Here is an 11,727-nt window from a genome sequence, read left to right on the forward strand (position 1 = left end):
GGTCACCAGACCATCGGGATCAGTTTGTAGCGGACGCGCGCGGCGTAGTCGTCATAGCCCCGCAGGCCGGTCCGCAAGGTCTTTTCCTCGATGAAGGTACGGATGGCGAGCAGCGCGATGAAGGCAAGCACCGATGCCAGTCCCCACCAGGAGCCGAGCAGAAGTGCGGTACCGGCGAAATAGAGTATGGCGCCTGCATACATAGGGTGGCGGACATAGCCATACGGACCGGTGGTGATCACCTTCTGCCCACGCTCGTCCTGGATCTTCACGACAGGCGCCGCGAAGCTGTTTTCCATCATCGTGAGATAGCAGATCCAGATGCCGACGAGCAGGATCAGCGCGCCGGCCACCTGCACCCAGACGGGAGTTGCCGACCAGCTGAAACGGAAGTCGAGCCCCATCAGGGCCAGCCAGACGAAGATACCGAGCAGCAATATGCTCAGCACTATCTTGTCGGCCGTCGTCTGTGTCTTCTGGATCGGCGGGCGGAGGCGTTCGTTCATCAGGCCTGGATCGCGCCGGGCCAGCGCCACGCCCATGGTAAGGCTCAGTCCCACCATCACGGCTATGTACACCCAGGCCCCGGTCCAGTGCAGCGTGCCGGCCGACAGAAACAGCAGCACGCCCATGATGCCGAACCATACGAATGTCTGGAAAACCAATCTCGCGATCATGACCAACCTTCCGTGACGTCCCCCCGCCACTGTTGCCGAATCCGACCAGTGGTCTATTATACCGACCGACAGTCTATTCTCAAGCGCAATCAACGCGAGGCATCTGGACGAGAACGGCCGCCGCATGCACAAGGTTTCGCCATGCCCCGCATCATCAAGCATCCGGAACTAAGACGCGAAGAACTGCTGGATCATGCCCAGGCCCTGTTCCTGACGCATGGCTACGACAAGGCAAGCCTCAACGACGTCATTGCGGCCGCTGGCGTCTCGAAAGGCGCCTTCTACCACTATTTCGCCTCCAAGGAGGCCCTGCTGGAGGCATTGGCGGAGCGTTTCGCCAGGCAGGCGCTGGCCGGCGTCCAGAAGATCGTCGACGATCCGGACCTCGATCCGCTTGGACGCTTGAACGCCCTGCTGGCGACGTCGCGCCAGGCCAAGATCGAGACCGCGGCGGAAGCATGGGCGCTGTTCGCGACGCTGTTCCGCCCGGAAAACCTGGTGCTTTTCCATCGCATCAACCTTGCGGCCAGCAAGTCTTTCTCGCCGGTGCTGGTGGAGATCATCCGGCAAGGTGTCGAGGATGGCACCTTCCGGACTTTCGATCCGGAAGGCGTCGCCGACATCGTCATGCAGTTCGGCCTGGCGACGCATGACGTCACCGCCAAGGCGTTCGCCAGCGGCAACGATGCCGATATGGAGATCGCCATCGACGCCCTCGAGAAGCGCGTCAGGCTCTACGAGATCGCGCTCGACCGCATTCTGGGGCTTCCTGACGGCAGCATCCGGATCGGCGAGCCGGGTTTCGTGCGCGCCGTCATGACGGCGCGTCGCGACAGTCCCGCCGCGGCTTCCAAGGCGCGCGGGATGTGACTATCCGGCCCAGGGGCCTGCATAGTCGGCATAGAGCTTTGCCGGATCGGGCCTCGGCCGCTCTGGCGCCGGCCCCTGATAGGAGCCGATATGGACGAAGCCGACGACGCGCTCCTGCGGCGAAAGCCCGAGGATCGCCCTGCCCTCGGCGACATCGGAGTACCAGTTGCTGATCATGTTGGTGCCATAGCCCAGCGCGTTGGCCGCGATCATCAGGTTCATGGCCGCCATGCCGCCCGACAGGAACATCTCCCACTGCGGAATCTTCGGATTCTCCTTCGGCACCGACACGACGCCGATCACCAGCGGCGCGCGCGAGAAGCGCGCCAGTTCCTGATTGCGCCGGCCTTCCGGCAACGGGCCCTCGCGCTGTTCGGCAAGTGCTGCCAGCTTCTTGCCGATCTCGACGCGCGCCTCGCCGCGATAAAGGATGAAACGCCAAGGCTCGAGCCTGCCGTGGTCGGGAACCCGCGAGGCCGCCGCGATCATTGTCGCGATCTCGGCGTCGCTCGGCGCCGGCTCCTTGAGATCGGGGATCGGCGCGGAATTGCGGGTGAGCAGGAAGTCGATGATCGGCGACGCCATGGGCGCAAGTCTCCTAAGCATTCAATAGCATTCGATTTTGAGCTGAAGCACGCCATCGGGAGGTCGGGCGGCTCGGGCGGTGGCGTTTTGCGCCGGATAAGAAGCAGCCGAGAGAAAGCAGCGCGCTCCTAGGCCTTGAAATTGCCACCGCCTTGGGCTTCAACGCAAGGCATGTTTGAGGGGACTCTGCGCTTTGTCGTGGTCTGGCTGGTCGCCGCGTTGTTCGCGGTGCCGGTTTCCTACGCGCTGGCGCAGAATGCCAACGATGTCGGCGACATCAAGCTGCCTGGCATCTCCAGCTATGCGAACCCCAAGAGCGAAGGCCCGCTGGCGCTCGGCAATGGCGGCGCCATCACGCTGTCGGCGCAGTTGACCGACAAGGGCTCCGACATCACCCGCGGCATCGTCTGGCGCGTCTTCAAGCCGGAGCCCGCCAGCGACGGCAAGCTGCCGATGGTGGCATCCGCGCATGGCGGCACGGCCGTGTTTCAGCTCGACCCTGGCAGCTATCTCGTCCATGCCTCCTATGGACGCGCCGGCGCCACCAAGCGCATCACCGTCGGCAAGGATGCCCGGCGCGAAAGCCTCGTGCTCGATGCCGGCGGCCTGAAGCTCGACGCCGTGACGTCGGGCGGCGCGCCCATCCCCTCGAAGAAACTGCGCTTCTCGATCTATGAAGGCGAGGCGGCGGCCAATGGCGACCGGCCGCTGATCGCCCCCGACGTCGCGCCGAACACCGTGGTGCGGCTGAACGCCGGCACCTACCACGTCGTCTCCACCTACGGCGCGGTCAACGCCGTGATCCGCTCCGATATCCGCGTCGAGGCCGGCAAGCTGACGGAGGCGACTGTCGAGCACCGCGCCGCCGAGATGACGATGAAGCTGGTGCGCGAGGCCGGCGGCGAAGCCATTGCCGACACGTCCTGGTCACTGCTCAACGAGAGCGGCGATCCGATCAAGGAGGCGGTCGGCGCCTTCGCCTCGATGGTGCTGGCCGAGGGCCAGTACACGATCATCGCCAAGAACCGCGACCGCATCTACCAGAAGGACTTTGCTGTCGTTGCCGGCCAGAACCAGGAAATCGAGGTTCTGGCCAACGAGTCCTCAGCCATCGACCCCGAAGAAGGCGCGGACTGAGCGGCGCTTCATCGGCTCAGTTGAAGTGGTAGTTCAGCCCGACACGTACTGTTTGTTCCTGATATTTGGCTGATACCTTGAAATCCACCGGCGTTATGGTGGAGGCATCAAAGCTTCGCTTGCCGAGATCAACATACAGATATTCCGCCTTCAGACTCCAGTTCGGCGCCAGCATCGTCTCGACGCCGGCTCCGAGACTCCAGCCCAGGCGAACGCCCGACTTTGAGCCGTCGCCGCAAATCGTGGCGTCGGGCAAGCAGCCTTGGATCAGGTCCTCGACATGAAAACCCAGGCTCGTCTTGCCGTAGGCAAGGCCGCCGGTGGCATAGACAAGCCATCGCGGATCGAGGAGATAGCCCGCGCGGGCGCGCACAGTGCCGTACCAATTCACTTTCTTGCTGACTGCTGTGCGTGTGCTGTCGAAAAAGACATCCTGACCCAGATCCTCGTCGAAATAATGCGGATCGATGATGGTCGCGCTCGTCGAGCCTTTGATGCCCGAGGCCTGCAGGTCCGTCTCCACGCCGACAACCCAGCCCGACGGCAATTCCCAATTGTAACCGGCTTGGCCGCCACCGACGACGCCGCGCGCGGCGGGCGACAACGACGTCGGGAACGAGCCGGCTCTCACAAGGGCTTCCACAACAGGCACGAGGTCGGGAATAGCCGTATGCGGAGGGAGCCCGACGTCGCCCGAATCCAGCCATAGCCGATATTGGCGCCGGCATAGAAGCCGCTCCAGGACGGTGAGGCATCGCCCGCCCTGGCGGAGTCAATATTGATCCCGTGGACGCCCAAGACCAGTCCCGTCAATACAATAGACTTGGCAATATTCATCGGCTTAGCGCCCCGCCAAGCCTTTGATAGCAAATCCTGCAACTTGTGACTGTGGCCACGCAGCAACAGCATGAATATCTGTAAATTATTTAAGCAAAATCTAAAATATAGATCGTCCGAGACTATTATGCCGCCAGGAAACGCCAGCTTACCCGTCAGGCCGCTTTGCGCATCCGCTTTGGCAGAAACGGCACGCGGCCACGCTGCGCGGCCGGGGTCGCCAGGTCGAAGACAGCGCGATAGAGACGGTCGAGCAGCACCTTGCGGTCGCGCAACGGCTCGATGTCGCTCCATCTCAGCACGTCGCCTACACGCACCTCGATCGCCTTGCCCGACAGGCGGGCGAACTCGCGGATCAGCAAGGAGGTGCGCAGCGTCAGCGACGCTTTGCCGATGAACTTCGCCACGCGGTTGTCGCGCTCGGCCATGTTCATCGGGCCGCTGACGAGATGGAACAGGCGGCCGTTCTGGCCGGAGAAATACATCGGGATGACGGATGCCTTGGCGTCCTGGATGAGCTTGGCCGGGAACATCTTCCACGGCAGGTCGATGGCGCGGCCAAAACCCTTCGGCGCCGTGGCGACGCCGCCGGCCGGGAAGACGACGATGGTGACGCCTTCCTTCAGCAGCCGCACCGCTTCGTGGCGCACCGCCATGTTGTTCTTCAGCGCTTCCTTGGTCTCGGAAAAATCGATCGGCAGCGAATAGGGCTCCATCTCGCGGATCCTGAGCAGGTCCTTGTGGATCATGACCCGGAATGGCCGGCCCAACTGCTCGACGAGCGAGAGCACCGCAATGCCGTCGCCGATGCCGAAGGGGTGGTTGGCGACGATGACCAGCGGCGTGTCCGGCAGCGCCGCCGGCGGCCACTGCACCGCGTTGTGGACCTTGACGTCGATCAACTCCAGCATGCGGCTGAACACGCGGTCGCCGGTCGGCACCACTTGGCGGCGCCAGAAATCGTAAAGCACGGCGAAACGGTCGCGACCCGACAAGCCCTCGACGGAATGGATGAACCAGCGCGTCAGCACCGGTTGATGCGCATTGGCGTAGGAGAGCTCGGGAAACCGTCTTTCCCGCAGTTTCAATTTGAGCATGGCGGCTCGTTACAGGGCTGGCGTGACAGGCATATGAAAATGGCGGTGGACACGCCACCGCCATTTTCAGGGAGTGCTGGTAGTTCAGGCTGCGCGACGCTTGCGATCCGGCGAAACCGCCTCGTCGGCGAGAGACTTCACCGCATCCTCGAGCTTCAGCGATTCCTGGTCGCGGGAGCCCAGCCGGCGGATATTGACGGTTTGCTCCTCGGCCTCGCGCTTGCCGCAGACGAGGATGACCGGCACCTTGGCCAGGGAATGCTCGCGCACCTTGTAGTTGATCTTCTCGTTGCGCAGATCCGCTTCGGCCAGCAGCCCCGCGGCCTTCAGCCGCTCGACCACTTTCATGGCGTATTCATCCGCATCCGAGGTGATCGTCGCCACCACCACCTGCAGCGGCGCGAACCACAGCGGGAAATGGCCGGAATAGTTCTCGATCAGGATGCCGAGGAAACGCTCCATCGAGCCGCACACGGCGCGATGCACCATCACCGGCTGCTTCTTCTCCGAATCCGAGCCGATATAGAAGGCGCCGAAACGCTCAGGCAGGTTGAAGTCGACCTGCGTGGTGCCGCACTGCCATTCGCGGCCGATGGCGTCCTTCAGCACATACTCGAATTTCGGCCCGTAAAACGCGCCCTCGCCCGGATTGATCGAGATCTTGATGCGGTTGCCGGAGCGCGCGCGGATCGTCTCCAGCACATTGCTCATGATCGCCTCGGCATGATCCCAGGCCTCGTCGGTGCCGACGCGCTTGTCCGGCCGCGTCGACAGCTTCACGCTGACCTCGTCGAAGCCGAAATCGGCATAGGTCGACAGAATCAGGTCGTTGATGCGCAGGCATTCGGCCGCGAGCTGCTCCTCGGTGCAGAAGATATGCGCGTCATCCTGCGTGAAGCCGCGCACGCGCATCAGTCCGTGCAGCGCGCCCGACGGCTCATAGCGATGCACATTGCCGAACTCTGCCAGCTTTACGGGCAGTTCGCGATAAGACTTCAACCCATGCTTGAAGATCTGCACATGTCCGGGACAGTTCATCGGCTTCAGCGCGAAGACGCGGTCGTCGTCGGTGTCGTCGCCGGCGACGGTGACCTTGAACATCGCGTCGCGATACCAGCCCCAGTGTCCCGACGTCTCCCACAGACTCTTGTCCAGCACCTGCGGCGCGTTGACTTCCTGATAGCCATGCTCGTCGAGGCGGCGGCGCATGTAGCTGATCAGGTTCTGCACCATCTTCCAGCCCTTGGCGTGCCAGAAGACGACGCCCGGCCCCTCTTCCTGGAAATGGAACAGGTCCATCTCGCGGCCGAGCTTGCGGTGGTCGCGCTTCTCGGCCTCTTCCAGCAGCGTCTGGTAGGCGTCGAGCTGCGCCTGGTCGGCAAAGGCCGTGCCGTAGATGCGCGTCAGCATCGGGTTGTTCGAGTCACCGCGCCAATAGGCGCCGGCCACCTTCATCAGCTTGAAGGCATTGCCGATCTGCCCGGTCGAAGCCATGTGCGGGCCGCGGCAGAGATCGAACCAGTCGCCCTGGGCGTAGATCTTGAGGTCCTGGTCTTCCGGAATGGCGTCGATCAGTTCGAGCTTGTAGCGCTCGCCCTTGTCGGCAAAGACCTTCTTCGCCCTCTCGCGCGGCCACACTTCCTTGGTGAACGGCTTGTTGCGGGCGATGATCTCGCGCATCTTCTTCTCGATCGCCGGGAAATCGTCCGGCGTGAACGGCTCGTTCCTGGCGAAGTCGTAATAGAACCCGTTCTCGATCACTGGCCCGATGGTCACCTGCGTTCCCGGCCACAGCTCCTGCACGGCCTCTGCCAGCACATGCGCCGTGTCGTGGCGGATGAGTTCCAGCGCGCGCGGATCCTCGCGGGTGATGATCTCGACCTTGCCGGACGTGCCGAGCGGATCGGAAAGATCGCGTACGGTGCCGTCGAGGCTGTAGGCGACAGCCTTCTTGGCCAGCGACTTGGAGATCGATTCTGCAAGGCCCGCGCCAGTCAGCGCCGCGTCGTAGTCGCGAACCGAGCCATCGGGAAACGTCATGGAAACGGAATTCGGCATCAGGGTTCTCCTATCCAGTCCCGCAAACGAGCGCGGGTGGTGAAATGCATGCCGCAGGATGCGTTGCGGCATGCAGAGGGTTAGCCGGAGGCGTCCGGCAGCGGCGCGGTTTTAGAGGCAGTGTCGCATCAGGTAAAGAGCGCTCGCCAGGAAATGTCGTCGTAAAGCCTTCGCCTGCTTCCGCTTTTCTTGCTTGTGCGGTGTCGGGGAATCGATAAATGCGCCGCGCCGTATGAAGCTGCTCATTCGGGATGTGGAGCGCGGGTCAATGGATCCGATAGCGGGAACTCGGGCGCCGGCGGCGTGCCGCCCAGGATGTTCGACAGCTCGCAGGCCGCCTTGAATTGCGAAGCGGCTGCCTGCTGGATCGGCACCCGCCCGCGCACCGACTGAAGGAAAGGCATTGTCAGCGCGGCCAAGGCCTGCCCCCGGCCATCGAGAATCGGGAAACTCACATCGGTGATACCGGCAATGTTTTCGCCCGCGATCAGCTCGTAGTGCCGCGCGGCGATAGCTTCGATGCGCTGCCGCACCCGTCGCAATTCCGCGCGATCGATGCCGTTGGCTGCGAGCGCATCGAAATTCCACTCCCGTATCGTTGGCGGCTGGAAGGCGAGGATCACCCGGCCCGAGGCGGTATGCTCGGCCGGGCTCGATGTGCCGAGCCGCACTCGGAAGCCGAGCGGCGCCGGGCTGTCGGCATAGGCGATGGTGCGGATAAAAGCCCCCTCCAGCACCGTCAGCAGGATCGACTGCTGCGTTTCGGCCGCGAGCCGCAAGAGGATCGGGTTGGCCGCCGTGGTGAGCATCTCGATCGGCGGGAAAGCGAGCGCCAGGTCGTAGAGCTTCATCGACAGCCTGAAGGCCTCGTCCTGCGGTCCGCGACGGATATAGCCGCGGCGCTCCAGCGAGACGACCATGCGGTAGACCTCCTGCAGCGACCGGCTGAGCTGCTGCGCGATCTGGCTCTGGGTCAGTCCCTCGGATTGCCGGGCAAGCAGCTCGAGCACGTCCAGGCCCTTCTCCAGCGCGGGCGCGAGATAGGTTGCCTGCGCCTCGCCGGGCGTCTTTTCCGCCCGCGCGGCGACGTCGCTTTTCCTTGGCCCAACCATCTGATTCTGGTCCCGTTCGTTCCGGTCCGCGGGAATTTGCTGATCTCGGCGGCGATTGACAAGCGCGCAAAGTTTCTATTACCTATTAAAATATGCTATCATATATAAAACCAAAGGGGAACTCGACCATGGATACGCATGCTGTTCGCATACTTCTCCCGGCTCTGCTGCTCGCCGGACTGGCACTCCCGACAGCCGCTCTCGCCGACGGCAAGGCGGCGCTCGCCACGCTGCCGGACAATCTGCAGAGCCTCTATGTCGGGGCGGAGCAGAACGTGCAGCCGTCGGCCTTCGACGGCTTCGCGATGCCGGCCAAGCCGTGGAAATGGTGCCATTCTGAATCGTATCAGGGGAATCCCTGGCGGGTGGCGCTGACCAGCCACTTCAAGAGCCTCGTCGGCGCTTTCCAGGCCGACGGCAGCGTCAGCAGCTTCGAGCTTTCGGACTCCAACGGCGACACCAGCCAGCAGATCGCCCAGCTCCGTGCCTTCATCGACAAGAAATGCAGCATCATCACCGTCGTGGCCGGATCGTCGACCGCGCTGAACGACGCCATCGAGGCGGCCTATAAGGCGGGCATTCCGGTGGTCTCGGTGGGCCTCGTCACCACCCCTTACGCGGTCAGCGTCGATTCCAACTACATCAAGTTCGGCTATGACATGGCCAAGGACATCACCACGGCGCTTAACGGCAAAGGCAATGTGCTGCGGGTCGAGGGCATTGCCGGCAGCCCGCTCGTCGCCGAGCAGCGCACCGGAGCCGACAAGGCGTTCGCGGAATCGCCCGGCGTGAAGGTCGTGCGCGACGTCAACGGCAACTGGACCGCAGCGGTGACCAAGACGGTGGTGCTGCAGGCGCTCGCCACCCATCCGGGTCCGGTCGACGCGGTGTGGACCTCGGGCAGCGAAGCGCGCGTCGTGGCCGAGGCTTTCGCGCAGGCGGGCCGGCCGGCGCCCGTCATTACCGGCAGCGTTTCAGGCGATGCGCTCGGCTACTGGAAAGCGCACCCGGACTTCAAGTTCACCGGCGGCGCGCTGTTGCCGTCATGGACCGCGCAGACGGCCGTGCGCGTCGGCGTGCGGATGCTGCTGGGCCAGGAGCCCAAGGTGAGCCTCGTGGAAATCCCCGTACCCGACGTCAAGATCGGCGACCTCGGTTCATGGTACCGCTCATGCATGACGGCCGACGCCGTGTCGGTCTTCCCGGTCGCGCCGCAGGATCCGATGCCGGAGGACCTGATGAACGGGTATTTCAAGAAGCCGGCGCCGACGCCGGAATTCGACTACGCCAAGACGCCGGATCCCTGCGCCCAGTAACGCCCGCCGAGACCTCCCAAGGGCCCTCTTCGGAGGGCCCTTCCTCACTTCCAGACATTTTTGGCAGAACAACCATGAAGCTTGTCAGCACGGCCAGCACGGATATCGATTTCGAAAAGGACGGAAAGCAGATCGGCTTCGTCAACCTCCCGCTTTCCGTTCATGAGGATGCCTGGGGCGTCGTGCCGATCCCGCTCACCGTCATCAAGAACGGCAAGGGGCCGACCATCCTGCTGCAGGGCGGCAACCACGGCGACGAATATGAGGGGCCGATCGCGCTCGGCGAGCTGATCCGCGATCTCGATCCGGCCTCGATCTCGGGCCGGCTGATCATCGTGCCGGCGATCAATCTGCCCGCGGTCGTGGCGGGTCGGCGGACCTCGCCGGTCGACGACCTCAATCTCAATCGCCTGTTCCCGGGCGACCACGGCGGCACCATCACCGCCCAGATCGCCGCCTACATCAGCGATGTCCTGTTCCCGATGGCCGATGTTTTCGTCGACCTCCATTCCGGCGGTTCATCATCGGTGAACGTGCCGAGCGCCGCCATCGAGCCGGCCGCCGATCCGGCGCATTTCAAGCGCAACATCGATGCGGTCGTGGCGTTCGGCGCGCCCATGGTCGTGATCATCTCCAACCGCGGCGATCCACGAACCTCGACGGCCACGGCGGTGCGTGCGGGACTGACGGTGGTCGGCACAGAACTCGCCGGCGGCGGCGGGGTGTCCATCGAAGCGCTGGCGGTCGTCCGGCGAGGCCTGCGCAACCTGCTGGCGCATTTTGGCGTGCTGCCGCCCGGAAAAGATGGGCCGCCCTCCATGACGCGGCCTGACATCTATGAGATCACTCCCGATGCCTATGTGCTCGCCACCGAGACAGGCGTGTTCGAACCGCTGCATCTCAACGGCGTCGAGGTGCATGCCGGCGAGCCGGCCGGGCGCATTCATTTCCTTGCCAATCCCGGCCGCGCCCCCGAAACGCTCTATTACCGGGCCAACGGCATTGTTTACGTCCGTCGCCAGCCGGGCCAGGTCCGGCCCGGCAACGTGTGCATGGTCGTGGCGACGCCCTATCGCGGGCAACTGCCGTGATCGGCCTCGACGATGTGCAAGCGGCGGCCGAACGCATAGCCCCATACATCAGAAGCACGCCGGTCGTGAAAGCGACGGCGACCCGGCAGCCATTGGCGGATGCCGAAGTCTGGATGAAGCTCGAGTCGCTGCAGCCGACCGGTTCCTTCAAGGCCAGGGGGGCGACCAACCGCCTGCTGACCACGCCCCGGCAAGAGCTCGCCACCGGCATCGTGACCGCTTCGGGGGGCAATCACGGCCTCGCGACGGCGCGAGCGGCGACGATCGCCGGAGTGCGGGCGACGGTGTTCGTGCCCGAGACGGCCGAGCAGGCGAAGATCGAAAAGCTCCGTGCGTGGGGCGCCGAGGTCCGCGTCGAGGGCGCCATCTGGGACGCCACCAACCGTGCGGCCCTGGCGTTCGCCAAGGAGCGCGACGCAGCCTATTTCCACCCCTTTGCCGATCCCCAGGTCGTGGCTGGCCAGGGCACGATCGGGCTTGAGCTCATCGACGCGCTGCCGGAGCTCGACGTCGTGCTGGTCGCTATCGGGGGCGGCGGATTGATCTCCGGCATTTCGGTAGCCCTCAAGGCGCTGAAACCTTCGATCCGTATCATTGGCATCGAGCCCACCGGTTCGCCGACGCTCCAGGCCTCTCTTGCCGCCGGCCATGTGGTCACCCTGCCAGCCGTCACCACCCGCATCGCCACCATGGCTTGCGGACGAACGGACGAGCGCATCTTCGGCATCGTGCACGATCATGTCGACGAGATCGTCCTGGTGACCGACGAGGACATGCTGGCGGCTGCGCGCTGGCTGTGGTTCGAATTCGGCATCGCGGCCGACCTGAGCGGCGCTGCCGGCATCGCGGCCCTGCGCTCGGGCAGGCTCCGTTTGCCGCCGCGCGCAAAGGTCGCGACGCTTATCTGCGGCGCCGGCAGCAACGGCGTCGGCGCGGACGGCCAGTGA

At 64.2% G+C, this 11,727-nt stretch carries 11 protein-coding genes; 5 read left to right on the forward strand and 6 right to left on the reverse strand.

Annotation, left to right across the window (positions count from 1 at the left end; translation table 11 throughout):
- Positions 1 to 2 precede the first annotated feature (2 nt).
- Complete coding sequence (locus tag LB572_RS08205) at positions 3 to 677, reverse strand: methyltransferase family protein (RefSeq protein WP_224667373.1); 675 nt, start codon at positions 675 to 677, stop codon at positions 3 to 5.
- A 141-nt stretch (positions 678 to 818) separates the two neighbouring features.
- Between LB572_RS08205 and LB572_RS08210 the strand changes: the two genes are divergently transcribed.
- Positions 819 to 1,547 carry a TetR/AcrR family transcriptional regulator gene (locus LB572_RS08210; protein ID WP_224667374.1) on the forward strand — a complete coding sequence of 243 codons (729 nt, stop codon included), beginning with the start codon at positions 819 to 821 and terminating at the stop codon, positions 1,545 to 1,547.
- Here the strand turns inward: LB572_RS08210 and LB572_RS08215 are convergent, their stop codons facing one another.
- On the reverse strand, positions 1,548 to 2,132 hold the full coding sequence (locus LB572_RS08215) for a nitroreductase (protein WP_224667375.1): 585 nt from the start codon (positions 2,130 to 2,132) through the stop codon (positions 1,548 to 1,550). It abuts the gene before it with no gap.
- A 171-nt stretch (positions 2,133 to 2,303) separates the two neighbouring features.
- Between LB572_RS08215 and LB572_RS08220 the strand changes: the two genes are divergently transcribed.
- Positions 2,304 to 3,269 carry a hypothetical protein gene (locus LB572_RS08220; RefSeq protein ID WP_140807413.1) on the forward strand — a complete coding sequence of 322 codons (966 nt, stop codon included), beginning with the start codon at positions 2,304 to 2,306 and terminating at the stop codon, positions 3,267 to 3,269.
- Positions 3,270 to 3,285: 16 nt separating this feature from the next.
- Here the strand turns inward: LB572_RS08220 and LB572_RS08225 are convergent, their stop codons facing one another.
- The 4 genes from LB572_RS08225 to LB572_RS08240 all read right to left on the reverse strand — a co-directional run bounded on the left by LB572_RS08225 (position 3,286) and on the right by LB572_RS08240 (position 8,373).
- Entirely contained in the window at positions 3,286 to 3,900 is a 615-nt protein-coding gene (locus tag LB572_RS08225; RefSeq protein ID WP_224667376.1) for an outer membrane protein, read from the reverse strand.
- Positions 3,901 to 4,261: 361 nt separating this feature from the next.
- Complete coding sequence (locus LB572_RS08230) at positions 4,262 to 5,203, reverse strand: lysophospholipid acyltransferase family protein (RefSeq protein ID WP_224667377.1); 942 nt, start codon at positions 5,201 to 5,203, stop codon at positions 4,262 to 4,264.
- 84 nt (positions 5,204 to 5,287) lie between these two features.
- Complete coding sequence (gene thrS, locus LB572_RS08235; RefSeq protein ID WP_224667378.1) at positions 5,288 to 7,261, reverse strand: threonine--tRNA ligase; 1,974 nt, start codon at positions 7,259 to 7,261, stop codon at positions 5,288 to 5,290.
- Between the two features lie 242 nt (positions 7,262 to 7,503).
- Entirely contained in the window at positions 7,504 to 8,373 is an 870-nt protein-coding gene (locus LB572_RS08240) for an IclR family transcriptional regulator (RefSeq protein ID WP_224667379.1), read from the reverse strand.
- A gap of 128 nt (positions 8,374 to 8,501) precedes the next feature.
- Between LB572_RS08240 and LB572_RS08245 the strand changes: the two genes are divergently transcribed.
- From LB572_RS08245 to LB572_RS08255, 3 genes are all read left to right on the forward strand, one after another.
- Positions 8,502 to 9,689, forward strand: a complete 1,188-nt coding sequence (locus tag LB572_RS08245) for a substrate-binding domain-containing protein (RefSeq protein ID WP_224667380.1) — start codon at positions 8,502 to 8,504, stop codon at positions 9,687 to 9,689.
- A 74-nt stretch (positions 9,690 to 9,763) separates the two neighbouring features.
- Positions 9,764 to 10,780: a succinylglutamate desuccinylase/aspartoacylase family protein gene (locus tag LB572_RS08250; protein ID WP_140807693.1), complete on the forward strand. Its 1,017-nt coding sequence runs from the start codon at positions 9,764 to 9,766 to the stop codon at positions 10,778 to 10,780.
- Positions 10,777 to 11,727 (forward strand): threonine/serine dehydratase, encoded by a 951-nt coding sequence (locus LB572_RS08255; protein ID WP_140807694.1) that lies wholly within the window; start codon positions 10,777 to 10,779, stop codon positions 11,725 to 11,727. The genes LB572_RS08250 and LB572_RS08255 overlap by 4 nt, the downstream gene beginning before the upstream one ends.

This window comes from Mesorhizobium sp. BH1-1-5 (assembly GCF_020165615.1).
Lineage (GTDB): Bacteria > Pseudomonadota > Alphaproteobacteria > Rhizobiales > Rhizobiaceae > Mesorhizobium.

Bases quoted from the DNA above. Each gene is read 5' to 3' on its own strand.
- LB572_RS08205 (WP_224667373.1), bottom strand. From the start codon at position 677: ATGATCGCGAGATTGGTTTTCCAGACATTCGTATGGTTCGGCATCATG.
- LB572_RS08210 (WP_224667374.1), top strand. From the start codon at position 819: ATGCCCCGCATCATCAAGCATCCGGAACTAAGACGCGAAGAACTGCTG.
- LB572_RS08215 (WP_224667375.1), bottom strand. From the start codon at position 2,132: ATGGCGTCGCCGATCATCGACTTCCTGCTCACCCGCAATTCCGCGCCG.
- LB572_RS08220 (WP_140807413.1), top strand. From the start codon at position 2,304: ATGTTTGAGGGGACTCTGCGCTTTGTCGTGGTCTGGCTGGTCGCCGCG.
- LB572_RS08230 (WP_224667377.1), bottom strand. From the start codon at position 5,203: ATGCTCAAATTGAAACTGCGGGAAAGACGGTTTCCCGAGCTCTCCTAC.
- thrS (WP_224667378.1), bottom strand. From the start codon at position 7,261: ATGCCGAATTCCGTTTCCATGACGTTTCCCGATGGCTCGGTTCGCGAC.
- LB572_RS08240 (WP_224667379.1), bottom strand. From the start codon at position 8,373: ATGGTTGGGCCAAGGAAAAGCGACGTCGCCGCGCGGGCGGAAAAGACG.
- LB572_RS08245 (WP_224667380.1), top strand. From the start codon at position 8,502: ATGGATACGCATGCTGTTCGCATACTTCTCCCGGCTCTGCTGCTCGCC.
- LB572_RS08250 (WP_140807693.1), top strand. From the start codon at position 9,764: ATGAAGCTTGTCAGCACGGCCAGCACGGATATCGATTTCGAAAAGGAC.